At 71.6% G+C, this 24,324-nt stretch carries 20 protein-coding genes; 6 read left to right on the top strand and 14 right to left on the bottom strand.

Translation table 11 applies throughout. From position 1 onward, the window contains the following. Positions 1-22: 22 nt before the first annotated feature. The 3 genes from OG520_RS37085 to OG520_RS37095 form a co-directional block, all read right to left on the bottom strand. Positions 23-1,282 carry an MFS transporter gene (locus OG520_RS37085; RefSeq protein ID WP_399331516.1) on the bottom strand — a complete coding sequence of 420 codons (1,260 nt, stop codon included), beginning with the start codon at positions 1,280-1,282 and terminating at the stop codon, positions 23-25. Further along, complete coding sequence (locus tag OG520_RS37090; RefSeq protein ID WP_406016037.1) at positions 1,273-1,773, bottom strand: MarR family winged helix-turn-helix transcriptional regulator; 501 nt, start codon at positions 1,771-1,773, stop codon at positions 1,273-1,275. Before OG520_RS37090 ends, OG520_RS37085 begins: the two co-directional genes overlap by 10 nt. Before the next feature lie 283 nt (positions 1,774-2,056). After that, a complete protein-coding gene (locus OG520_RS37095) occupies positions 2,057-2,518 on the bottom strand; it encodes a cyclic nucleotide-binding domain-containing protein (RefSeq protein WP_399331546.1) in 462 nt (153 codons plus the stop codon). A gap of 472 nt (positions 2,519-2,990) precedes the next feature. Between OG520_RS37095 and OG520_RS37100 the strand changes: the two genes are divergently transcribed. After that, the gene (locus OG520_RS37100) at positions 2,991-3,872 is read left to right on the top strand and encodes a universal stress protein (protein ID WP_406016038.1); all 882 of its coding nucleotides are present in this window, start codon (positions 2,991-2,993) and stop codon (positions 3,870-3,872) included. Between the two features lie 353 nt (positions 3,873-4,225). Further along, on the top strand, positions 4,226-5,254 hold the full coding sequence (locus OG520_RS37105; protein WP_406016039.1) for a zinc-binding alcohol dehydrogenase family protein: 1,029 nt from the start codon (positions 4,226-4,228) through the stop codon (positions 5,252-5,254). A 54-nt stretch (positions 5,255-5,308) separates the two neighbouring features. Here the strand turns inward: OG520_RS37105 and OG520_RS37110 are convergent, their stop codons facing one another. The 4 genes from OG520_RS37110 to OG520_RS37125 form a co-directional block, all read right to left on the bottom strand. Then, the gene (locus tag OG520_RS37110; protein ID WP_399331553.1) at positions 5,309-5,932 is read right to left on the bottom strand and encodes a CBS domain-containing protein; all 624 of its coding nucleotides are present in this window, start codon (positions 5,930-5,932) and stop codon (positions 5,309-5,311) included. Between the two features lie 46 nt (positions 5,933-5,978). Further along, positions 5,979-6,440, bottom strand: coding sequence for a Crp/Fnr family transcriptional regulator (locus tag OG520_RS37115; RefSeq protein WP_406016040.1), 462 nt, complete (start codon positions 6,438-6,440; stop codon positions 5,979-5,981). 299 nt (positions 6,441-6,739) lie between these two features. Then, positions 6,740-7,561 carry a polyphosphate kinase 2 gene (ppk2, locus tag OG520_RS37120; RefSeq protein ID WP_406016041.1) on the bottom strand — a complete coding sequence of 274 codons (822 nt, stop codon included), beginning with the start codon at positions 7,559-7,561 and terminating at the stop codon, positions 6,740-6,742. A 142-nt stretch (positions 7,562-7,703) separates the two neighbouring features. Continuing rightward, positions 7,704-8,600: a pyridoxamine 5'-phosphate oxidase family protein gene (locus OG520_RS37125; RefSeq protein ID WP_406016042.1), complete on the bottom strand. Its 897-nt coding sequence runs from the start codon at positions 8,598-8,600 to the stop codon at positions 7,704-7,706. A gap of 504 nt (positions 8,601-9,104) precedes the next feature. Here OG520_RS37125 and OG520_RS37130 point away from each other — a divergent pair. Continuing rightward, complete coding sequence (locus OG520_RS37130; RefSeq protein WP_406016043.1) at positions 9,105-9,986, top strand: universal stress protein; 882 nt, start codon at positions 9,105-9,107, stop codon at positions 9,984-9,986. On the opposite strand, the gene OG520_RS37135 is transcribed toward OG520_RS37130, so the two are convergent. Further along, positions 9,912-11,177 (bottom strand): glutamate--cysteine ligase, encoded by a 1,266-nt coding sequence (locus tag OG520_RS37135; RefSeq protein ID WP_406016044.1) that lies wholly within the window; start codon positions 11,175-11,177, stop codon positions 9,912-9,914. The genes OG520_RS37130 and OG520_RS37135 overlap by 75 nt on opposite strands. Positions 11,178-11,310: 133 nt before the next feature. Between OG520_RS37135 and OG520_RS37140 the strand changes: the two genes are divergently transcribed. Genes OG520_RS37140 through OG520_RS37150 form a run of 3 tightly spaced genes read left to right on the top strand, consistent with a single transcriptional unit; the run spans position 11,311 to position 16,069 of the window. After that, positions 11,311-12,204, top strand: coding sequence for an oxygenase MpaB family protein (locus OG520_RS37140; protein WP_406016045.1), 894 nt, complete (start codon positions 11,311-11,313; stop codon positions 12,202-12,204). A 21-nt stretch (positions 12,205-12,225) separates the two neighbouring features. After that, positions 12,226-14,472, top strand: coding sequence for a tetratricopeptide repeat protein (locus tag OG520_RS37145; RefSeq protein WP_406016046.1), 2,247 nt, complete (start codon positions 12,226-12,228; stop codon positions 14,470-14,472). Between the two features lie 52 nt (positions 14,473-14,524). Then, positions 14,525-16,069, top strand: a complete 1,545-nt coding sequence (locus tag OG520_RS37150; protein WP_406016047.1) for a phytoene desaturase family protein — start codon at positions 14,525-14,527, stop codon at positions 16,067-16,069. A gap of 10 nt (positions 16,070-16,079) precedes the next feature. Here the strand turns inward: OG520_RS37150 and OG520_RS37155 are convergent, their stop codons facing one another. From OG520_RS37155 to OG520_RS37180, 6 genes are read right to left on the bottom strand one after another with little or no spacing between them, the layout of a single operon-like run. Next, the gene (locus OG520_RS37155; protein ID WP_406016048.1) at positions 16,080-17,054 is read right to left on the bottom strand and encodes an acetylxylan esterase; all 975 of its coding nucleotides are present in this window, start codon (positions 17,052-17,054) and stop codon (positions 16,080-16,082) included. Positions 17,055-17,058: 4 nt separating this feature from the next. Continuing rightward, positions 17,059-19,551, bottom strand: a complete 2,493-nt coding sequence (locus OG520_RS37160) for a polysaccharide lyase 8 family protein (RefSeq protein ID WP_406016049.1) — start codon at positions 19,549-19,551, stop codon at positions 17,059-17,061. After that, on the bottom strand, positions 19,508-20,659 hold the full coding sequence (locus tag OG520_RS37165; RefSeq protein ID WP_406016050.1) for an SGNH/GDSL hydrolase family protein: 1,152 nt from the start codon (positions 20,657-20,659) through the stop codon (positions 19,508-19,510). The genes OG520_RS37160 and OG520_RS37165 overlap by 44 nt, the downstream gene beginning before the upstream one ends. Further along, a complete protein-coding gene (locus OG520_RS37170; RefSeq protein ID WP_406016051.1) occupies positions 20,656-21,735 on the bottom strand; it encodes a DUF1565 domain-containing protein in 1,080 nt (359 codons plus the stop codon). Before OG520_RS37170 ends, OG520_RS37165 begins: the two co-directional genes overlap by 4 nt. Then, a complete protein-coding gene (locus OG520_RS37175) occupies positions 21,732-22,334 on the bottom strand; it encodes a DUF624 domain-containing protein (protein ID WP_406016052.1) in 603 nt (200 codons plus the stop codon). Before OG520_RS37175 ends, OG520_RS37170 begins: the two co-directional genes overlap by 4 nt. A 2-nt stretch (positions 22,335-22,336) precedes the next feature. Further along, positions 22,337-24,322, bottom strand: coding sequence for a hypothetical protein (locus OG520_RS37180; RefSeq protein WP_406016053.1), 1,986 nt, complete (start codon positions 24,320-24,322; stop codon positions 22,337-22,339). Positions 24,323-24,324 lie beyond the last annotated feature (2 nt).

The raw sequence follows: 24,324 nt of genomic DNA on the forward strand, positions 1-24,324 counted from the left end.
GCTGCTCCCAGCAGGAGCAGGCTCATGGGCTGGCAGAGCTTGTCTGGCCAGAAGAGGAGGGCGCGGAGGAACTGCGCAGGTCTGCCGTCGTGGCGCCCACCACGGCCACGGCCCCGAGACAGAGGAGGCCACCGCTGATGAGTGCTGTTGCTCCTGAGGAGGCATCTGCCACGAGGCCGCCGCGCATATTGCCGATGTCGGGCCCGGCTTGCCCGACGATCTGTTCAGCTGCACTGACGCGGCCAAGCAGCTCGTGAGGCGTGTGCATCTGGACGACGGTGCTCCGGGAGACGACGGAGACGGTGTCCGCGGCGCCGGCTATGACGAGGAAGGCCAAACCGACCCATCGGTTGGGTGCCATGCCGAACAGCGTCAATGCTGCGCCCCAGGTGGCGGAACCGCAAAGCATCACCAGGCCGGGGCGGGGGAACCGAGTGAAGGTTCCGGAGAAGAGTGATGCTGCAACGCCGCCGACAGCGATGGCCGTGAGGAACAGTCCGAGGGTGCGTGGGTTGCCGCCGAACCGTTCGGCGTTGATCAAGGGAAACAGGCTGATGGGCATCGACAACACGGTGGTGGCCAGGTCTGTGAGCAGAGCCCCGCGAATGACGGGGGTGCGGCCCAAGAAGGCCAGGCCGTCCAACACCCCCCGCAGGCCGGGCCGTGCAGGCTCGTCTCCGGGATTCATCTGCGGCAAGCCGAAGGCACCGTAGAACGCGGCGACGAACGTCAATGCGTCGATCAGGTAGCAGGCGCCGACTCCCAGCCCGCCCACGATCAATCCGCCGAGCGCGGGACCGAGCAGCATGGCGCCCTGGAAGGCGACTCGTTTCAACGCCAGTCCTGCAGCCAGTTGATGCTTGGGGAGAAGGTGCGGAATGAAGGTGCGTGAGGCCGGGCCGCCGCCTGCGACGAAGCATGACTGAAGTGCGACGAGCCCCAGCACGCCGGCGGCAGGAACGTGCCCGAGGAGGCCCTGAAGCGCGAGGAGGAGCGAACACACGGCTTGTCCGCTGGTCGTGAGCAGGTAGAACTTCCGGCGGTCCACCCGGTCGACGAGCGATCCGGCGAAGAGTCCGAGCGCGATGAGCGGAACCGCCTGTGCCAGCCCGACGGCACCCGTCCACGTGGGGCTCTTCGTCATCTGCCAGACCTGGAACATGACGGCGACGAGCGTCATCTGGCTGCCGAAACCGGACAGTGTCTGCCCGATCCACAACCGCCGGAACGGTGGTGACGACCGTAACGGAGTCACATCGATCAGCGTGCGTTTCAGCCCCATGAGGGATCCTCCGACAGCTTCTCGGCGATTCGGTCGTGGAAGCTCTTGCGCTCCAGAGCCCGCTCGAGATCGGTGACGACCTGGGAGAGCGGGTACGGAATCTCGGCTTCCAGGTCAGCGATGGCAGCCTCGGTGGCCCGCCATTCCGCCGCCAGGCGATCCACGACGCGGCGGGCTTTGTCGGTGAGCGTCACCTTCCTGGTGCGTGCGTCGTCGCCCACGGCGGTCTGAACCCAGCCGGCCGTGCGCATCGCCGCGACCTTCTGGCTGAGTGCCGAATGTGTGAGCTGAACCGACTCGGCCAGATCCGCGATAGTCATGGGTCCGCAGGCGTGAAGCCGGAGCAACTCCATGACAAAGCTGGGCTTGAGCCCGTCGATCTGTTGCTCGGAGTAGATACGGGCAATGTCGGCGTCCATGGACGCCTGCAGCAGACGCAGGGGTCGCCAGAGGCTCTGTTGCGTCGGGTCGAGCGCGTGGGTGTCGGCCATGCAACGCATCGTAACAGCGCTTATATAAGCACTGTTGCTTTTGCTGTTCTCCGCCGCTGTCACTACACCCGGCGCGGTCACTCCTTCGCGGGACAGGCCGGGCGAACCCGCCCCGCACTCGAGACCACCCCGCTACAATCCCCGCACCCAAGCCGTCGACCAGGACACACACCGAAGTCCGGCTGGAGTACCAATGCCAACTAGCAGTCCTGGTCACAGGACGGTCGGCCTTCCCCGGCGGACGACACCGGTACCGGGCCGAACGGTCCGTTTCCCGGTCCGCTCAGGCCTCGGGAGTGTCGGCCCGGGGACCGTACAGCTGCAGCAGCCGTGTCCGTGTTCCGTACAGGCGCTCCGCGACCGTCTCGGCGACGAACCTGTACACCGCCCGGCCCAGCGCCGCATCGGCCTCGCACAGCGAGCGGACGGCAGCGGCATCGAATTCCACTGCCTGCCCCGCCTGGATCACACGCGCACCCAGGTGCCACACGTGCGGCGGGAAGAGCCAGGACCAGCCCAGCAGATCATCCCGTCCCAGTGTCTCGACGACCGCCGCACGGCGGCCGGGCACATGGAGGTCGACCTCGACCCGACCCGAGCGGATGACCCAGAAGCGGTCGGCCCTTCTGCCTTCCTCGAAGAGCCGTGAGCCGAGGACCAGCGGCACTTCGCAGGCCGCCTCGTCGAGCAGGCGGGCCCGGCTCCCGGGCGGGATCACGTCGAGCAGACTTCTGGCCGTTGACACGGAACCTCCGTTCCCGGCGGGCGGTGTGTACCCGCACGCCCGCTCTGAACGATAGGCGTGCTTCCGTAGGAGCGCTCGGCCGTGCCGGGTGGTGCGGAGCGTCATGCCCACGCGTCCATCATGGGAATCCGGTCCAGCCATCGGGCCCGCCGCTGTTCCGCTGCTCCCCGTCCACTCCATCGCGTGCCGCCCGGGGCGGACGGCGCTTGCGCCGACCGGCCTGGTTCCGCGACCCGCTCAGCCCTTGCCGCGGGCCGCACGGCGCACGGCGCACGCAGGACGGTGGCGTCCGCTCCTGCCCGCAGGCATGGGGTTGGCTGGCGCCACGGTAGCGAACCGGACCACGCTTGGATGAGGCAACAGCGCATCAGGGGCAGGGGGGAGAGACGGAGCGGGACGAGGTGGAGGCCGAGCCGCCCGAGCGGCTACGAAAACGGCGGCGGATCGACACTCGTGACTTCGAGGAGAGACCATGGACAGCACTCGATCAAGCGTGACCGTGACGGGACCGGTCGTGGTCGGCACCGATGGTTCCGACCATGCGACGCGGGCCGTTCGGTGGGCCGCGGGCGAGGCTGCCGCTCGCAGTCGGCCGCTGCGGATCGTGTACGCCACCGGGACGAGCCACGGTGGTCTGTATCTCTCCCGGGAGGACATCCAGCGGATCGACGGCTTGGCGGAAGGTGTGCTGGAAGAGGCTGCCGCACTCGTACGCCGACTTGCTCCCGGCGTCCCCGTGACGACGGCCGTGTGCGAGAACGAGACGACAGCGTGCCTGCTCGGCGAAGCCGGTTCCGATGCCACGATCGTCGTGGGCTCCCGTGGACGCGGCGGATTCACGTTCCTGCTGGTCGGTTCGGACTCGCTCCGGGTGGCCGCGCGCTCCCAGGTCCCGGTCGTCGTCGTGCCCGGCGGTGAGGACCGTGAACCGGCAGGTGTCGTGTTGGCAGCGGTCCGGGACGAGCGTGACGAGGAAACGCTGTGCGTCGCCGCCGCTCTGGCCGCCCGGGAAGGTGTCTCGCTCCGGGTGCTCAGCACATGGGTCCTGCTAGAGAACGTCGGCAGCATGGCGACGATGTTCGACGGTGTGGACCGGCTCGCCGCGGATCGGGCGACCGCGACGGCGCGGCTCGTCGCGCCCGTGCGCAAGGACTTCCCGGACCTCACGGTGACCGAACACGTCGTTCGTGCCGGGTCCGTCCCCGAGGTGCTCGTGGCAGCGACCGCCGACGCCGACCTGATCGTCATCGGATCGCGTCGGCGTTCCCACCCCGTCGGCTCGCCGCTCGGCCGCGTGACGCATGCTGTCCTGCACCACGCGCACTGCCCGGTCGTCCTCGTTCCCAATCCTTGACCGCTTGATCAAAGGGATCACTTGATTCAGAGGCGCCCGTCGAGCGCCGGTGCCGCAATGCGCAGCCCCTGTCTGCCGACTCCGTGAGCGGCACCTCGGCACCTCGGCACCCGGGAACCGCTCCGGAGGCAGCAGCAGCGGGGGACGGGGCTCGCACCGGTCACGGTTCGACCCTCAGCAGCCCGGAGCACGGCCGGGCCGACCCTTCCGGGCTCTGACCTCCGTCCTCTCCGGGGGCAGCAGCTCGCCGGGGCCTGTGACGACCACATCGGCACCATGGCGGCGCAGTCCTGCCGAGTCGGCTTGTCCGGCCTGCGTTTGCGGGGCCCGTCGGCCGGCGCCAGGCTGGGAACATGGTCGGGACACCGGCTTCGCACGCGCTGACCGGGTGGGCTGTTCAGAGTCCTGGTCCGATCGCGGGCGGCCCACTGGTGCCCGTGCGGCGTGCCGTGCCCTCACCGGGGCCCGGTGAGCTGTGGCTGAGCGTGGAGGCGTGCGGGGTCTGCCGCACGGACCTGCATCTTGCCGAAGGAGACCTGCGCCCGCACCGGGCGTCGACCGTTCCCGGCCATGAGATCGTCGGCCGCGTGACCGCCGTCGGCGCGTCCGTCACGGGGTTCCGGGTCGGCGACCGAGCCGGTGGGGCATGGCTGCGCAGCACCTGCGGCCACTGCCGCTACTGCCGGGCCGGTCGCGAGAACCTCTGCCCGGCCTCCCTCTACACCGGCTGGGACGCGGACGGCGGTTTCGCCGATGTCGCCCTCGTTCCGGCGGACTACGCCTACCGGCTCCCGGACGACCAGGACGCCGCGCTGCTGGCGCCGCTGTTGTGTGCCGGGATCATCGGCTACCGGGCTCTGCGCCGCAGCGCCCTGCCGCCCGGCGGCCGGCTCGGGATCTACGGCTTCGGGGCCTCGGCACATCTGGCGGCGCAGGTCGCCCTGGCCGAAGGAGCGACCGTGCACGTGCTGACCCGTTCGGCACGCGCCCGCGAACTCGCCCTCGACCTGGGCGCCTCCTCGGTGAGCGGCGCCTACGACCGCCCGCCCGAACCACTGGATTCCGCGATCCTGTTCGCACCGGTAGGTGATCTGGTGCCCGTGGCACTGGAGGCACTGGACCGTTCGGGAACGCTCGCCGTCGCGGGCATCCATCTCACCGACATCCCCGTGCTCGATTACCACCGCCACCTCTTCGAGGAGCGGAATCTGCGCAGCGTCACCTCCAACACCCGGCAGGACGGACGCGACTTCCTGGACACGGCCGCGCGGATCGGCATACGGGTCACCGTCAGCCCGTATCCGCTGAGCCGTGCCGACCGGGCGCTGAGGGACCTGGCCGCCGACCGGGTCAGCGGCGCCGCCGTGCTCGTGCCCGGCTGACCCGCCGCGACATGCTCGGCGGGGGCAAGCCGGCCCTCCGGCCTCCGGGGTGCTTCAGTCAAGCTCCATGCGTACGTCCACGACGCCTTCGACCGCGCGAATGGCCCGAGCCAGCAGTGGTACCAGAGCACGGTCCCGGACGGGCCCTCGAACGGTGACGACACCGTCCAGCACAGTGAATTCCACCTGGTCCGGAGGAGACATTTCGGCGATGACAGCGGATTGGATCTCCTCGCCGATCTCCTCGTCCGGGCGCAGGAACACCTTCAGGAGGTCGCTTCGGCTCACCACGCCCTCCAGCATGCCGAGATCGTTCACGACGGGCAGTCGTTTCACTCGCTTGCGCACCATGATGCGGGCGGCCTCGGCAAGGGTGGCGTCGGCGTGGACGGTGACGGCCGGACTCGACATCAGCTCCTCGGCCAGTACGGCGTCGGCTTTGGACGCCTCCTCCAACTGGCCGGGCAGCTTCGGGTCGTCCTGCCGGAACTCCTCTTTCGGCAGCAGGTCCGCCTCCGAGACGACCCCGACGACGCGGCCCTCGCCCTCGAGGACCGGCACGGCGCTGACCCTCCACCGATGCATCAGCTCGACGATCTCCTTGTACGAGGCCTCGCGACCGATGGCCACGGCCGTGTGGGTCATGACGTCATCGACGGTGTACGGGGACGCGGCCATGGGTGCTCCTCGGGCGTGACTCCTGGGTGGTGGCACGACGGCGCACTCACATGAACCCACCGCTGCCATGAGGGGCGTAGAGATCGAGCAGACGGATCCGGGTGGCCTGCAACCGGTGGGCGAGGACCTCACCGACCCAATGGCCGATGGCCGAACCGAAGGGGGGATCCGCGTCCATCATGGTGCGCACCGTCTCCGCGTCGAACTCATGGGTACGGACAGGCGTCATCGCCTCTGCCCCGAGGTGCCAGATGTAGGGCTTGAACAACCAGGCCCAGCCGACCAGTTCGCCGGAACCCAGGCTCTCGATCGCGGCCGGGACACTGCCCGGCACGTGGATGTCCAGGGTGACGGTGCCCGAGCGCAGGATCCAGAAGCGGTCCGCGTGATCCCCTTCCTGGAAGAGACGGGTTCCCTGGGCGAAATTGACCTCCTGCCCGATCCCCATCAGACGGGCGCGGTACTCGGCGGGCAGAGCTGCCGTGATGCGAGTCGGAGAAGCGTTCATCGGCGGCCTCCTCTGTGGTCTCCGGTGTCAGCATCGCCGGGCAGTCGGTACGCGGCCATGGGCCGGGCCCCTGCCGCGGGCCCGTCCGGTCCCTCCACTATCGCCCGACGCGCCTCATGGGCCAACCGGACGCCGGGGCGGCGACGAGCACATTCGACGCCCGTCCTGCCGTTGCCGAGGAGCACGCCGTGCGTGCGGTCCAGCCGGACCACGACGAGGGCCGGACGTTCCGGTCCGGCCGGACCGGCCCGGTGGCCGTCGTACCTCTCGCGGCCCGATCGTGCCAGCCCCGCCTCGTCTCACTTCCCGAGCCGTGAGGCGTGGTCGGGCACGTATGTCTGCAGGCTTCTCGGCGGCCGTTGGTACCCGGTGGCCGGAGGCCGCGGGGGCAGTTCGATCACCGGCGGAGCGACCGTCTCGTACGGCACGGTCGACAGGAGATGGGCGATCATGTTCAGCCGGGCCCGGCGCTTGTCGTCGCTCTCGACGACGTACCACGGAGCCTCCGAGATATCGGTATGGATGAACATGTCGTCCTTCGCCCGCGAATAGGCCTCCCAGCGGGTGATCGACTCCAGGTCCATCGGCGAGAGCTTCCACCGGCGCGTGGGATCCCGCAGCCGGCGCCGGAACCGCTCCTGCTGCACCGCGTCACTGACCGAGAACCAGTACTTGCGCAGCAGAATGCCGTCCTCCACCAGCATGCGCTCGAAGATCGGGCACTGGCGAAGGAACCGCTGGTGCTCCTCCATGGTGCAGAAATCCATGACGCGCTCGACGCCGGCGCGGTTGTACCAGCTCCGGTCGAACAGGACCACTTCCCCCGCGGCCGGAAGGTGCTCTGCATAGCGCTGGAAGTACCACTGGCCGCGCTCGCGCTCGGTGGGCCGCGGCAGCGCGACGATACGTGCCACTCGGGGATTGAGGTGCTCGGTGACGCGCTTGATGGTGCTGCCCTTGCCCGCCGCGTCACGTCCCTCGAACACCACGACGAGCCGGGCGCCTTCGGCGCGTACCCACTCCTGAAGCTTCACCAGCTCGGTCTGGAGCCGGTACAGCTCCCGCTCGTACAGCGAGCGCGGCAGTTTTCCGGGCGTGCCCGAGCTCTTCTCGTCCGACATGGGACGACGTTACGGAGGAGACCACCCCCGAAGTCAAGTGTCAGCGCCGAGCGGGCTGCCGGGACCACGGTGCGGTCAGGACCGGATCGTGGCCGAGGAAGCCCACCGGATCGGCGGCGGTCCGCTGCCGGTCGGTCACCGATCAGGCCGGACCGATGCGTCGCCCGGTGAGGCGCGTGGGCCGGATCGACACCCACGTCGTGAGGTCGCCCCCCGCCCAGGGCGTGGTGTGGGCGCCCTCGGCAAGCCGCCGCAGTACGTCGGGCTCCGTGACGATCCGGGCCGGGCCCACGGCAAGCACGCTCCAGCCCTGGCTCATGGCCTCGTCCACGTGGTCGACCTCGAATGCGACATCTGTTCCCCCGGCTCTCACGGGCGCCGAGTCGGGCGTGGTCCGGAAAGCGATCGTGTCATCGATGACCTCGTAGTTCACCGGATAGACCGTCGGGCCGTCGGGTTCCGACACCGCGATGCGTCCTACGCCGTGCGTGGAGAGCCGGGCGCGGCATTCGTCGGGGGCCAGGTCCTCCAGCCGGGGATGCAGGGGCGCCCGGCCCCGGCCGGGTGGCAGATCGATGCCGCCTCCGCGCAGGGCCTCCACGGTGGTGCCGAGCACGTCGGCCAGGCTGATGAGACTCGCCGGACTCGGGTCGGCCGGTCGTTGTTCGAGGTAGGCGAGGTAGTCCGGCGCCATGTGGGCGCGGTGGGCCGCTTCTGCGCGGCTGAGCCCCTGTCGCTCGCGTTCCATGGCCAAGCGCCGGCCGATGTCGCCGGGGTTGGGTGCCCCGTCGGGCCGGGTCCCGGCGGACTCGGTACCGTCCCCGGCCGCCATGGCCGGCGGGAGTGGTTTGTCCTCAAGGTGGCGGACATGGGCGTCGGGCCCGGGGAACACGAGCGTCACCTGGCCGGTGTCCGACCAGTGCACGTCGTAGGGAGGGGTTCCGTCCTCGTGGTGCAGGCCGACGATCTCGCCGTCGCGCCTGCCGGCACCGGTGGCCGGGCTTTCGACAACAAGCTGATCGCCGAGGTGAGCTCGCATGATCGCCGCCGTTTCCTCATCGCGTTGCTGTACCCAACGTGCCACGCGTGACGTGCCGTCGCACGGGATGGGAAGCGGTGATTCCGCAGGGCCGAGCGGGCCGGCACCGGGCCCGTCGGTCCACCGGCGAGCCGGGGCGGCCCACCTGCGCCGCCCGCGGCCGACCGGTCCCGATCCGCTCGGCCCGTCGCCCGTCGCCCGTCGCACCGACGACGTCCGGGCTTCCCGTACCACCGGCCCGTGAGGCATCGGGGCAGGGCCGTGCGGGAATCCCCGGCCCCACGGGTTCTGCCGCACCGGGGTCGGCGTGCGGCAGAAGGAGATTTGCGGTACTCCTCGAATGAGAAGAAGCCGTGATCCGCTCGCCGGCGCGGATGCTCGCACCATCGACGGCCGCTCACCCCGTCCGGTCAGGGACGACAACAGGCCGGGCAGGCGGCCGCGCTCGCCGTCGTTCCGGCCTTCACGAGGCCGTACGGGACTCACGAGACGGAGACAGTCGCCATGGAGCCAGTCGTCACCGTGGGCCTCGACGGCTCACCCGAGAGCCTTGCCGCCGCTCGTTGGGCCGCCGACGAAGCCGAGCGGCGCAAGCTCACGCTGCGCCTCCTGCACGCGTGGCCGCTGCTGGTGCCGGAGTCGGCCCATGTCCCTGCGGAGATGGATCAGAACTACTGGGCGAGGCGGATCGTGCACAAGGCGCGGGCGGAGCTTCAGAAGCGTCACCCCGGCCTTCCCGTCGTCGGCAGCCTGGTCGCCGACGACGCCCAGCACGCGCTGCTGCGAGCGGCGGCGGAGTCCGAGATGACCGTGCTCGGTTCGCGCGGACTCGTGCCCGTCGAGAGCTACTTCCTCGGAGACATCAGCATGCCCGTCGTGGCGCGGGCCGACGGGCCGGTGGTGCTGGTACGCGACGGGACGGGCGGACGGGGGCCGCACCCCGCACCCGCACCGGCTGTGGAAGGCGGTGTCGTGGTGGCACTGAAACTGCACGGCCCCTGCGACCACCTCCTCGAATTCGCCTTCACCACCGCTGCGGCGCGAGGCGTGCCTCTTCGGGCCGTCCACGGCCAGAGCCTGCCGGTGGCCGCGTACACGCCCTGGGGCGTGGATCACGACGTGGCGGAAGAAATCGCTCTGGACGCGCGGAAGCAACTCGATCAGATCCTCCGCCCCTGGCGGGACAAGTTCCCGCACGTGGAGGTGGACGACGGCATCGTTCTCGAAAGCCCCGCCAAGGCCGTCGTGGGCGCCGCCCAGGGCGCGGGGCTGCTGGTTGTCGGCCGGCGCAAGCACCACCCCGCCTCGGCATCACACCTGGGATCCGTCACCCATGCCGCCATCCATCACGCGCGCTGCCCCGTCGCCGTCGTCCCCCACACCTGATCCGGGCGACCGCACGGAGCCGGTCCGGAAAGCCGGCGCCGCCGGTCCGGCCGCCCGGGGGCGGCGCAACCCGACGGCCGGGGACTGCGCCACCAACGCGTCCACGACGTCGAGGAGCGAACCGCGGCGCGCGTGGACGGCGCGCTGCCGGTCGGCGCCCGTGCCGACGGCCGTCAGCCGGCGGAGCAGCGCGACGGCGGTCTCCCGGTCGCCGGTCTCCTCCAGAGCGGGGCCGATGTGGCGCAGCAGGGACGGGACCTGGCCGTCGGCCGGTGACAGCCGCCCCGTGCGCGGATCCATGGTCTCGCCGCGCAGCCCGTCGCGCGCCGCTCGCCAGCACGCCGCCCGCAGCAGTTCGGCGGACGGTTCGGGGCCGGGGTCGCCCCGCTCGACGGCCCGCAGGGCGGTGATGGTCAGCGCCCGCACCAGCACGGCCAGCAGGGCGCTCTCCTCGGCCGTCACCGGGACGTCGGCCGCCCGCACCTCGATGGTCGGATAGCGGGACGAGAGCCGGACGTCCCAGAAGAGCGTGCGACGGTCCGGCAGGGTTCTGGAGTCGGTCAGCGCCGTGAGGAGATTCTCGTACTCGTCGTAGGAGGCGAAGTACGGCGGAGGTCCGGAGACCGGCCACCGCTGCCACATCATCCGGCGCCAGCTGGCGTACCCCGTGTCACGCCCGCAGAAGAACGGCGAGTTGGCCGACAGCGCGATCAGATGCGGAAGCCAGGGACGCAGATGGTTGCCCACGAGCACGGCGCGCTCCCGGTCCGGGACGCTCACGTGCACATGGGTCGCACAGATGACGTGCTCGTCGACCAGACCCCGGTAGTCCCGCAACTGCTCCGCGCAGCGGGGCCCGTCGCTGACCGGCATCGGGATCGGGGTGCCGAGCGGAACCGCGCCGACCGCTGCCGTGCGGGCTCCCATGGTCTCGGCAGCGGCTGCGACGGCCGTCCGCGACCGCCGTAGCTCCCCGTGCAGTTCTTCGAAGGAGCCGCACGGCGGAGTCCTCGTCTCCACCTGGTACCGGCCCAGTTCCCGGGACACCAGATCACCCAGGTCCTCCGCGGCCTTCCGCACCACATCGCCCGCGTACGGCACGACTTCACGGGTGAGGGGATCGACGAGAAAGTGCTCCTCCTCGACGCCCATGAGCGGCACCGAAGGACGTAATCCGCTCGAATCGGCCATGGAGGTCACCCTAGGAGCAACCCATGTACACCGCAATGGACCGTCCCGGCCCCGCCGCGGGAACCATGGGAGGTGTCGGCGCCCGCGCGTATCCTTCGCGTGCGTACGTCGCCGAGCGGGAGGTACGAACAGCATGGTGGACGCCGACCCCGGGCTCTTCGGGCCCGAATCCGTCACCTGGCAGATGCACGGCGACCCCATGATGTGGATCGCCGGAGTGCGGGCGCTCTACCTCCAGGCACTGCACCCGCGAGCCGTACGCGGCGTGATGCAGAACTCCGACTTCCGCAAGGACGCCTGGGGGCGGCTGATGCGTACGGCCGGCTTCGTCGGCACGATCACCTACGGCACCACCGAGGCCGCCGAGCAGGCCGGTGCCCGGGTCCGCAGGATCCACCGGCTCATCAAGGTCACCGACCCGGAGACCGGGGAGACCTACGGGGTCGACGAGCCGGAACTGCTGCTCTGGGTGCACTGCGCGGAGGTCGACTCCTACCTCCAGGTCGAACGCCGCTCGGGCTTCCCGCTCACCGACGCCCAGGCCGACCGCTACATCGACGAACACCGCCACAGCGCCCGCCTCGTGGGCCTCGACCCCGCCGACGTACCGGCCACCACCGCACAGCTCGCCGCCTACTTCGAGCGGGTGCGTCCCCGCCTCGCCGCGTCCGCGGACGCGCTGGACGTCGACGACTTCCTGCGCCGGCCCCCCGTCCACCCGCTGCTCGTTCCGGCGCGGGCACTGCTGTGGCGGCGCGTCGCGGCACTCGCCTACCAGTCGCTGCCCCCGTACGCCCATGAGCTCTACGGCAGACCCGCCGCCCCGGCGCACACCGTCGACCGCCGCCTGCGCACCGCGGGAACCACGCTGCGCTGCATCCCCGCCCGGCTCCGCTGGCAGCTCCCGCCCGGTCACATTCTGAACGCGATGGCCCGGCTCGGTCCCGGCAGCCGCCCCACCCCGTACAAACTGCGCAGCCGGGCCGCCATACTGGACGGGCCGGGGAGGGTGCGGAAACAGGCGTAACGACGGGGGCGACAGCAGGCGATGGCGGACACCAGGCTGATCCAGAGCCGGTACCGACTGCTCGATCTGATCGGGCGCGGAGGCATGGGTGAGGTGTGGCGCGCCCGCGACGAGTCGCTCGGCCGTCATGTCGCCGTCAAATGCCTCAAGCCGATGGGGCCCCAGCACGATCAGTCCTTCACCCGCGTCCTGCGTGAGCGCTTCCGCCGCGAGGCCCGGGTCGCCGCCGCGCTCCAGCACCGCGGCGTCACCGTCGTCCACGACTTCGGCGAGCACGAAGGCGTCCTCTACCTGGTCATGGAACTCCTCGACGGCCGCAATCTCAGCCAGCTCCTGGAGGACAACAAACAGCACCCGCTGCCGGTGCCCGACGTGGTCGACATCGCCGAACAGGTCGCCGACGCCCTCGGCTACACCCACCAGCAGGGCATCGTGCACCGCGACCTCAAGCCCGCCAACATCATGCGGCTTTCCGACGGCACGGTGAAGATCTGCGACTTCGGCATCGCCAGGCTCGGCCACGACATCGGCTTCAGCTCCCGCCTCACCGGCACCGGCATCGCCATGGGCACCCCGCACTACATGTCGCCCGAGCAGATCAGCGGCGGCCAGGTCGACCACCGCAGCGACCTCTACTCACTGGGCTGCGTGCTGTACGAGATCGCCACCGGAGCACCGCCGTTCGACCTCGACGACGCCTGGGCCGTCCTCGTCGGACACCGCGACACCCAGCCCCGGCCGCTGCGCACCCACCGGGCCGAGCTCCCGGGCTTCTTCGACCGCGTCGTACTGGAACTGCTCTCCAAGACCCCCGAGGAGCGGCCCGTCGACGCGGGCGACCTGCGCCGGCAGATCGCCGTCGGCCGCACCGGCGAGCAGCCGCACCTGCCGCCCACCGGGCCGGTACCGCTCGCACCGCCCGTTCCCGTCGTACGCCCCGGGCAGCAGCTGCCGGCCTGGACCCGTGGCATGACCACCGGGCACAAGGCGACCGGTACCCACCCCGGGCTCGCCCCGCCGGACCACTCCGCCGGTCTCACCGGCGAATGGACCACCGGCACCGACATGCGCAGCCTCACCGGCGAACTGCCACCGGTCGGGGCCGAGCGCCCGACCCCGTCGCCGGAGCTGCTGTCCGTCCTTGCCAGCCGCCACAGCGCGGGACTCGACCTGGGCCGGCTCGGCCACTGGGAGGAGGCCGGCGAGGTGCACCGCGCGGTCGCCGCCGAACGCGAGCACGCCCTCGGCCCCGACCACCCCGACACCCTTTCCAGCCGGTACGAGATCGGCTTCACCCTCAGCCGCACCGGACGCGCCTCGGACGCCCTGCGGGAGTTCGACCGCGTCGCCCGGGGCCGCGAGCGCAGCCTGGGCCCCGACCACCCGGAGACCCTGGCCGCCCGCCAGGAGACGGCGTTCGTGCTGGGCCGGCTGGGCCGGCACTTCGAGGCCCATCAGGTGTACGCCGCGGTTCTCGCCTCCCGGGAACGCTCGATGGGCCCCGACCACCCCGACACCCTGCGCTGCCGTCACAACCTCGCCTTCAACCTCAGCAGGCTCGGCCGCCTGGAGGACTCGTACCGGATGGCCAGGGACGTGGCGTCGGCCCGCAGCCGACTGCTCGGCACCGACCACCCCGACACCCTGGTCACGCTCTACGAGGTGGCGTACACACTGGGCAGGCTGGGGCGCTGGACGGAGGCCCTGCAGGCGTACCGGGAGGTCGCCCGGGGCCGGTCGAGGTCGCTCGGCACCGACCACCCCGACACGCTCGCCGCCCGCTACGAGGTCGGAATCAGCCTGGGCCGCCTGGGCCGCAGCGCGGAAGCCCTGGAGCTGTACCGCGTCCTGGTGGAGGACCGGACCAGGGTGGGCGGCCCCACCGACCCCGAGACGCTCCGCGCCCGCCACGGCCTCGGCGTCAACCTGGGGCGCCTCGCCCGCTGGGAGGACGCGCTCGCCGAAGCCCGCGACGTGTGCGCGATCCGCGAACGCGTCCTGGGACCCGACCACCCAGACACCCTCGTCAGCCGCCGCGAGGTCGCCGTCGGCCTCGGCTGGCTCGGCCGCTGGGCCGACGCCCTCACCGTCTACCGCACGGTTGCCGCGGCCCGCGAGCGGCTCCTGGGCGCCGACCACCCCGACGCCCTCGCCGCGCGCAACGACGAGGCGCACTGCCTGGAGCAGCTCGGCCGCGGGACGGAGGCCGTCGAGCTGTACCGGCAGGTCGCGGCGGTGCGCCGCGGGCAGCGGGCGTCGCCGCACTGACCGGGCACCACGGCCTCTGGTCAGGGGCGATCGTGCCGTGCTACGAAGGGTCATGCCCGCACCCGACAGCTATGACGCAGTGATCGTGGGCGGCGGCCACAACGGTCTGGTCGCCGCCGCCTACCTCGCCCGCGCCGGACAGTCCGTCCTGGTCCTGGAACGCCTGGCCACCACCGGGGGAGCGGCCGTCTCGACCCGCCCCTTCGACGGGGTCGACGCCCGCCTGTCGCGCTACTCGTACCTGGTCTCCCTGCTCCCGCCCAAGATCGTCCGTGACCTCGGACTGGACTTCGCCGTACGGAAGCGGACCGTCTCCTCGTACACCCCGACCGTCCGCGGCGGCCGTGCCACCGGGCTGCTCGTCGGCGGGGACCGCACCCGGGACTCCTTCGCCGCGCTCACCGGCTCCGACCGGGAGTACGCGGCGTGGCAGCGGTTCTACAGCATGACGCGGCACGTTGCCGAACGGGCCTTCCCGACGCTCACCGAGCCGCTGCCCGGCCGCGACGCCCTGCGCGAGCGGATCGATGACCCGGAGGCCTGGCGGACGCTCTTCGAGGAGCCCATCGGTGTCGCCGTCGAGAAGAACTTCACCGACGACCTCGTACGCGGAGTCGTCCTCACCGACGCCCTGATCGGCACCTTCGCCGACGCGCACGATCCGTCGCTGCTCCAGAACCGCTGCTTCCTCTACCACGTCATCGGCGGCGGCACCGGCGACTGGGACGTCCCCGTCGGCGGCATGGGCGCGCTCACCGACGCCCTCGCCCGCGCCGCGCGCGAGGCCGGGGCGGAGATCCGGGTCCGGCACGAGGCGACCCGGATCGACACCGACGGGACACGGGCCGAGGTCACCGTCCGCGCACCCGGGGCGGAACATGTCGTCGCGGCCCGCAAGGTCCTCGTCAACGCCTCGCCGCAGGCGCTCTCCGCCCTCCTCGGGGACGAACCGCCCGCCCCGGCCGAGGGCGCGCAGCTGAAGGTGAACATGCTGCTCACCCGGCTGCCCCGGCTGCGCGACTGCTCCGTCGACCCGCGCGAGGCCTTCGCCGGAACGTTCCACATCGCCGAGGGGTACGGGCAGCTCGCCGACGCCTACCGGGACGCCGCGGCGGGCCGGCTGCCCGCCGCCCCGCCGTCCGAGATCTACTGCCACTCGCTGACCGACCCGTCGATCCTCGGCCCGGACCTCGCCGCCCGCGGCTACCAGACCCTCACCCTCTTCGGCCTGCACACCCCCGCCCGGCTGTTCGCCGCCGACAACGCGGCGACGCGGGCCGAGCTGCTGGCGGCGACGCTCGCCGAACTCGACGCGCACCTGGAGGAGCCGATCACCGACTGCCTGGCACGGGACGAGAACGGCGAGCCGTGCATCGAGGCGAAGACCCCGCTCGACCTGGAGCGGGATCTGCGGCTGCCCGGCGGCCACATCTTCCACCGGGACCTCGCCTTCCCGTACGCCACGGAGTCCACCGGCCGGTGGGGAGTGGAGACGGCGCACGCCAATGTGCTGCTGTGCGGGGCCGGCGCGGTGCGCGGCGGCGGGGTCAGCGGGGTACCCGGCCACAACGCCGCGATGGCGGCGCTGGGCCGGTGACCAGCGTCTGCTACTGGCCGAAGACACCCCGCAGCGCGCCGAGTTTGCGCGGCAGGTCGTACTCGGCGCCGCCCTCGTGCCCGTTGTACGTGAACACCTCGATCTCCGCCGGACCCGCATAGCGGTGGTAGGCGGCGAACACCGTGGAAGACGGGCAGATCTTGTCCATCAGGCCGACCGAGAACCACGCAGGGGCGGTCGCCCGCGCCGCGAAGTTGACCCCGTCGAAGTAGGACAGGGTCTCCATCGCCTCGTCGATCCGGAAGCGGTGTCCGGACAGCCAGCGGGCGATCTCCGCGTACGGTCCGGCGTCCGTGATCTGTGAGGCACGCCGGTAGTGGCAGAGGAAGGGCACATCGGCGACGGCCGCCACGATGTCGTCCCGCAGCCCGGCGACGGCCAGCGCGAGCCCGCCGCCCTGGCTGCCGCCGAGCACCGCAACCCGCGAGGCGTCCACCGCATCGTGGGCCTTCGCCGCGTCCACCGCCCGCACCGCGTCGGTGATCAGCCGCCGGTAGTAGTGGCGGTACGGGTCCTCGATGCCCCGGGTCAGGAAGCCGGGGGAGGAGGAACCGTGCCCGTCCGGGCCGATGTCCGGGGTGTCCGCGGTGTTCTTGCCGCCACCGCCCTGGCCCCGGTTGTCCATCACCAGATGCGCGTACCCGAGCGCGCTCCAGGTCAGCCAGGAGTACGGAATGCCCCGGCCGCCGTTGTAGCCGATGTACTGCACCACGGCGGGCAGCGGGCCCGAACGCCCCTTCGGCAGCAGCAGCCATGCCTTCACCGGCTGCCCGCTCCAGCCCCGGAATGTCACGTCGAACACGTCGACGGTCGCGAATCCGGCGTCGTACGGGACGAACGCGGCGTCCAGGTCGTGGCGGGCCGTCTCGGTGAGGGTCTTCTCCCAGAAGGCGTCGAAGTCGGCCGGCTCCTCCGGTTCCGGCCGGTAGTCGCGCAGCCGGTCCAGAGGCATGTCGAACAGCAAGGGTCTAGCTCCTCTTCAGGGTGAGGTTGAGGGTTGCACCGTGGCGTCCGGCCGTGTCGGCGGTGATCCGGATGCCGTTTCCGGTGGGTGCCGCGCTGACACCCGGATCGGCCGAGACGACGCTCAGACCGCGTTGTGCCAGGTCCAGCACGACCGAGGACCGCAGTTGTGTCGGGTCGGACAGCGACACCTTCACCGTTTTCCCGTCCGGCCGTACCAGCACCGAGGCCGGGCCGTCCGCGGTCAGTTCCTGCGCGGTGCCGGCGGTCCAGAAGTTCGCGGCGACCAGCCCGTCCGCGCAGCGGCGTACCGCGTGCACGGCGGTGGAGCGGGCGATCAGCTTCACCGGCGGCGCGGACGACCACTGCTTCGTCCGCTCGGCCGAGGCCGCCGGGGCCTGGAGCCAGTAGTAGCCCGCCCCGCTCGGCGCGGCGCCGTGGTCCTGCCAGAGCGTCAGATACGGGCGGGTGACCGAGGTGTCCGTGCCGTACTTGAGGTTGATCTCGCGCCAGGTTGCGGTGCGCTCCTCGCGCAGACCGTTCAGTGTGACGGGCTCGGGGAAGACATAGCCGCCGGTTCCGGCCAGATGCAGCCACCGGACCTCGTCGAGGCGGTCCGACCAGCCGGCGTCCGTGGGCGCCGCCGTGCCGTTGACGAGCAGGGCCGCCTTCGGGTCGCGGAGCTTGCGGTTCTCCACCACCGTCTCGGCCGTGCCCGAGTCCGCGCCGATGCCCGAGCCGACGCAGGCGATCACGTCGTCCAGGCAGAACCAGCTCTTCAGCCCGTGCAGCGAACTGCCGTACGCGCGCAGCTCCATGCCGTACGCGCCGAGCGTCGTGCCCGGCAGCGCGGTGCCGCCCGCCCAGTCGGCCGTGCTGGTGGTCCGCTGACCCGCCGCGTCCGCCGGGCGTCCCGCGATGACCGTGGTGCCCGGCAGCCGGGCCGGGTCGACGGTCGGCCAGTAGTCCTCGCTGTAGTGCCCGAGGTCGTCGGTGTAGAGCAGGACCATGCCGTCGGAGAGGTGCCAGGCGTGCAGGTTCTCGTTCTGGATCGACTCGTAGTTGTAGATCCGGGACGAGTACGCGGAGATGCCGAGCGAGAAGGACGGCCTGCGGTGGGCCGCCTTGTCCATGCGCGGGTGCTGCTTGTGCGCGACCAGCGGCCCCCGGGCCGGCACCGGGGAGGCGATGACCTGCCGGGCGGCGACCAGCGAGGCGAGGTCGGTGGCGGCCAGGAAGTCCCGGTAGGTGTCCTCGGCGATCCACTGCTTGACCAGGGCGGTGAACCGGTCGGCCGTCTCGCCGGGGAAGCTGGGGATCAGGCGCACCACCGCCTCGATGACCGTCTGCGCCGACACATGGCCCTGCTTGCTGGGGCGGGCGATCTCGCGCCCGCACACCGATGCCATCACGTCGCCGCGCACCAGCAGCGGGTCGAAGCCGTCGTCGACCCAGCCGCGGATGTTGTCGAGGTCGGGGTCGGTGACCGTCCACGCCGTACCGGCGAGGAGGTTCAGCAGCCGGGAGAGGTTGTTCAGCAGCTCCTTGCCGTACCCGCCGTTGTACGGATGCTTGTAGTGCTGGAGGAAGGAACCGTCGGAGTAGAAGCCCTCGCCGGTCCCCTCCGCCGCGGCGCTCGCGTCGTTGAAGGCGAGGACGCTGTTGGCGCCCGAACCCTCGACGTCCGAAAGAGCGTCACGGACCCGGGCCAGATCGTCGCCCGTGCCGCTGAGCACCGCGTTGACGGCGACCACGGTGGAGATCCACACCCGGTTGGCGCCGGTCGCGATCTGCCGGTCGGCCCGCCAGAGGTTCGGGTCGGGCGTGTAGTGCCGTACGGCCCCGGTGATCCGGCCCAGCCGTTCCGTCCCGAGCGCGTCGTACAGCAGCACGGCCGCGTCGTTGAGGGCGAGCGCGGAGCCGATCTCCCAGTCCCAGTCGTTGTCGAACCGGGTGTGGCCGGGACCGTAGCGGCTCGTCAGCATCCAGTCGAGGCCGGCCAGCAGCAGATCGCGCAGCACGGTGTCGCCGTACTGGGGGGTGCCGGGGACGGCCCACGCGGTCGCGACCGTGGCGAGCCGTTTGAACGACGTCGTCACGTGGTTGGAGAGCGTGGTGCTGGTCAGATCGGGGAACAGCCCGTCGGTCCGGGCCGGGTCGAGGCCCTTGACCGAGGTGGTCGCGGCCTTGCCGATCCTGGCCACGGCCGCGGCGATCTGCGGGTCCGTCAGGTCGAGGCCGGGGCCGCCGGTGAGCAGTGTGTGCCAGCGGGTGCGCAGGGCGGCGGCGTCGTCGATGACAGCGTCCGCGTCCGCCGCGTCCGCCGCGTGCGCGGTGCCCGCGGTGGCGGTGAGCGTCAGCGGCAGCGCGGCAGCCGCGCCGAGGGCCGCCGCCCCGGCGAGAACGGTGCGCCGGGTGGCGCCCGGAGTGGTGCCTGGGTTCGTCATACGGCCCTCACAGGAGGTGTCGGCGGTCGACGGCCGCTGCCAGCGCGGCATGACCGGAAGGGTTGGGGTGGAGTCCGTCGCCGCTGTCGTACGCGGGCAGCATCAGGGACGGGCGTTCCGGGTCGCGCAGTGCGGCGTCGAAGTCGACGACGGCGTCGAAGACCCGGCCGGTACGTACCGCCGCGTTGATCTGCTGTCGTACCGCTTCGAGTTCGGGCGTCCAGCGGGTCCAGCCGCCGAACGGGGCGATGGTCGCGCCGACCGCCCGCAGTCCGGCGTTGCGGGCGCGCAGCACCAGCTGCCGGTACCCGGCCAGGACGAGCGCCGGATCGGTCTGGCTCGGCGGCTGCTGGAGATCGTTGACGCCGAGGTGGACGAGTACGGTGCGCAGTCCGGGCAGCGACAGCACATCGCGGTCGAAGCGCGCCTGCCCGCCCGGACCGAACCGGGCGTCGTCCAGCAGCAGCCGGTTGCCGCTGATGCCGAGATTGGCGACGGCCGAACCGGGCAGCCGCCTGGCCAGTTGGTCGGGCCAGCGCAGATCGGCGTCGTCGGGGGTGCCGACGCCCTCCGTGATGGAGTCGCCCAGCACCGCGACCACCGGTCCGTGCGCGCCCGTCACCTCGACGCCCGTCAGCAGGAACACCGAGGTGGTGCGCTCGCCGTCGACGGAGTGCGAGGCATGGGTGTTGCGGTGGAAGGACAGCGGCCCGGTGGGGCCGGGGAGCCGGGTCTCCACCGTCAGCCTCGCCGCCTCGGCGGCACGCAGACCGGCGACCGGGTCGCTGGTCAGCGAGGCGCCCGCGGCGATCCACGCCTGCCGCCGCCCGCCGAACGTCACCGGCAGGCCGCCCGCCGTCACCGGGCCGATGAGGACCGGGACCGTGCCGAAGGCGTGCCCGTAGCGCAGCCGGACCGCTCCGCCCGCGGACAGCCGCACGTTCGCGGTGCACGTGCCGTCGGTCAGGCCGGCGCTCGCCACCGTGTCCGTGGCGGTCGGCGCGGTCTGCGCGGTCGCCCACGACGTCGTCCAGCGCGAGGGTCCCGCGCCGCCGCCCGACGGCCCGGCCGCGTGTGTCTGCGGCGCCGTGGCCGCGACCGCCGCCAGACCGGCCGCCGCCGTCAGTACCCCGCGTCTCGCGGGTCCCCGCCCGCTCACTGGGGGCACGCACCCGTCGGGTCGTACTCGCTGCCGTAGGTGCCGACCGCGTCGCCGCCGGTGTTGCCGCTCATCGTGTTGGTGCACACCGCACCCTGCGGGGTGCGCATGAACTTGATGCCACCGCCCGCGTTACCGGTGACGGTGTTGCCGTAAATGCTGGTGTCGATGCCGTCGGTCGCGGTGTCACCGCCGAGCCGGATGCCCGAACCGACGTTGTCGTGAATGGTGTTGTAGCGGAAGATGTTGCCGCTGCCGCGTGCGTCCAGGCCGCCGGAGCTGGAGTCCTTCTGGCCGCTGCAGTCGTTGTACTCGACGTAGTTGTTGGTCGAGTTCTCCTTCACGTCGACGCACTCGTTGCCCTGGGTGGCGATGGTGTTGTGATGGATGCGGTTGTTCCTGCTGATGTCGGGGGCCGCGTCCGGGGCGCCGTTCGCCCCCTGCTGCTCGGGGGCCGTGCCGAGGTAGATGCCCTCGCCGTTCTTGCCGCCGCCGCCGAACTTGAAGTCGTTGACCCCGCAGTTGGTGATCGTGTTGTCGGAGATGTCGGCGCCGGTCACCAGATAGCGCACCCGCAGGCATTCGTCGGCGGCGTTCTTCAGCGTCATCCCGGTGATCCGCAGGCCGCCCACACCGTTGCCGGGAGTCGTGCTCATGACATAGATGAGCTTGAGGCGGTACCCCGACACATCGGTGGACGACCCGTGCAGCCCGTCCACGGTGAAACCGCTGAGCGTCGTCGAGTCGTGCTGCACCTGGATGATCCGGGCGTCGCCTGCCCCCTTCACCACGGCGTTCGACGGGCCGGTGATGGTGACTCCGGCGCGCCTGGTCACGATGTCCTGCTTGTACGTACCGGCGGCGAGGTTCACCACCGCGCCCGTCGGCGCCAGGTCGACCGCCTTCTGGATCGTGGCGAGCGGGGCGCTCGCCGACGTACCGGCGTTGGAGTCGCTCCCGGACGGCGACACGTAGTACGCGGTGGCCGCCTCGGCGGCCACGGACGGCGGGGGGAGGACGAGCGGGGCGCCTGCGGCGAGCGCGGCGACCAGAGTGGTGCGCAGTACACGGCTCATGAGGTGTGCCTCCTGGGGTCTGCGAAGGACAGAGCGAGCAGTACGGGGATGCTGGGGCCGAGGAGCAGGGGGCCCAGCGGTACGACGAGGGAGAGCAGCGCGGCGGAGATCACCGCGCCCAGCAGGGCGGTGCCACGGGCCGCCGACCCGAAGCCGAGGGCCAGCGCACCGCGCGACCAGGTGCGGACCGTGCCGTGCGGGGACCGGCCCGCCTCGGCCGCGAGCGCCACATGATGGATGACGAGCGCGGCCGCGATGCCCACCTGCGCGGCGAGCAGCACGAACGTCCACGGCTCCGAACGGCCCAGCAGATGGACGATGTTGGCGGCCAGGACGATCCCCGCAGCGGTGGACGCCAGGGAGTGGCGCCACAGGGACCGCCAGTACTGCGGGAAGGCGGTGAACGTGTTGGTGAAGCAGCGGCTGTCACCCTCCGCCCGCCATCGCTGCAGGGCGTGCCCCATCGCGGCGAGCGCGGGAAGCCAGGTCACGACACCGAGCGACAGCACGGTGAAGGCGGCCCCGGCGGCCGCCGGGTAGGCCACGAACTCCAGCCGCCGCAGCAGCGTCGGCCAGCCGGACGAGAGGGTTGCCTGCATGATCAGCCGACCTTTCCTGTGTACGGCTCCGGGACATCGAGCAGCACGCGGCCGTCCAGCACCAGCCGGCTGGCCGCCACCACGTACGGGGCCGAGCCGTCGGTGCCGAGCAGCACCGCCGCCGCGTCGGCCGACACCGCGGCGGTACGGATACGACGGGCGACGGGGGAGAGGAGCACGGTCTCCTCGCCGAAGGTGACGCCCTGGCCCTCCTCGCACCCGACCCGCTCGGCGGCGGCCGGTGCCGGGCCCGGGACGATCGAGGTGAGGAAGAGCGCCTGTGCCGAGCGCGCGGTCGTCGCACGCAGGGTGTGCAGCGTGCGGGTGAGCCGCAGCTCCGGCGTGCTCGACGTCGGATTGGCCTCGACCCCGGTGGCCTCGGAGACGACCGGGGCGTCGAGCGGTGCGAACCACCGCACCACGGCGGAGGCCGCTCCGGACCGGATCAGCCGGCCGCCGTCCGGCCGCGGTTCGGTCGGCCGGTCGGTCTGGAGCAGGAACGTCCACTCCCGCTCCGTGTCCGCCTCGGCGAGATCCAGCAGTACGAGCCGTCCCGACGGGGTGAACACCAGCGTCCGGTCCAGCCGCCGCACCCCGAGCGCGGGGTCGTACATCGCGGCGATCTCCGCCGTGGCGTGCGCCCAGCCGCAGTCGGGACCGGCGAGCACATCGCGCTGCCGGGCCTGCCGCTCGAACGGGATGTCCTTGTACACGTGGTACCGGTCCTCGTCCGCGTACCCCTGCCCGTCCACCAGCAGCAGATTGTGGTGCGCGGCCCGCTTGCGGTTGCTGTAACCCTCGTCGACCGCGAGGAACGCGCCCTGCGAGACCAGCACGAACGAGCCCGAATCGGGGTGGTGGTGACCCTGGTTGAGAGTCTCCCAGCCCAGTTCCGCCCGGTGCTTCGCGGAGGTCTCCCAGGCCTTGTGACCACCGCCGGGGCTCGCCTTGAACGAGACGAGCGTGGCGTCGTCGTCCCATCCGGTGCGGGCCGCGAGCAGGCCGAGGTCCGGGAAGAACGCCCGCGTCTCCGTGGGCCGGGCGGCGGCCACGGACGGGTCGTACCAGAGGTATTCGAGATACGCCTCCGGCAGGATTCCCGGCCGCACCCCGCTCTCCGCCGCCTCCTGCCACAGCAGTTCGCCCGAGGCGAGATCGCCCAGCCACTGCGCCTGAGGAATCCCGTACTGCGCCGCGAGACGGTAGTACAGGCCGGCGCTGTGTCCGCTGCGCCGGTCGTGGCAGTCGCCGTGGTCGACATTGAACGCGAAGCCGGGAGCCAACTGGTGCAGCCGGTAGCGGAAGGTGTGCGAGAGGAAACCGCCCCGCCCCCACCAGTCGATGCCCTCCGCCTCCTGGAGGAGATCCAGATGGACGGCGAGGAAGGGCACGCCGTAGCGCCAGTAGACGACGCCCTCGGCGTGCGAACCGTCGTCCGGCATCAGGTCGAGGACCGTGCCGAGGTTGTCCTTGGCGCGCTCGGTCCACTCCTCCTTGCCCAGCACATAACCGGCCGTCGCCAGACCGGCGTAACAGATCCAGTTGTGGTTCTGCCAGTACGACGACGACCACCAGCGGCCCTCGCTCGCCACCGCGAACTCGTACATCCGCCGCCCCTGGAGCAGCAGCTTGTACCGCAGCAGCGCCCGCACCCCGTCCGGGAGCTCGTCGCCGACCCACCGGTAGGCCAGCGACAGATGGTGCAGCAGCCAGCCGGCGTCCAGATCGTGGTCCGGCATATGGGCCTTGCCCCAGTGCGGCAGCCGCACCGCGGCCTCGATCCAGCGCCGGCTCTCCGCCAGATGGACCGGATCGCCGCTCACCCGGTAGGCCAGCGCCGGGTTGGAGGCGGCGGGGCCGAGCCAGGTGATGCTGGCCAGGGGGTGGGTACGCGGCGGGGTCAGCCCGCGGTGGCGGGCGGCCTCCTCGTACAGCCGCGCCTGCTGTGCGGGGCGCGGGCCGGGCGGCGGGGTCGCCGAGAGCAACAAGG

Source organism: Streptomyces sp. NBC_00984 (genome assembly GCF_045162475.1).
GTDB lineage: Bacteria > Actinomycetota > Actinomycetes > Streptomycetales > Streptomycetaceae > Streptomyces.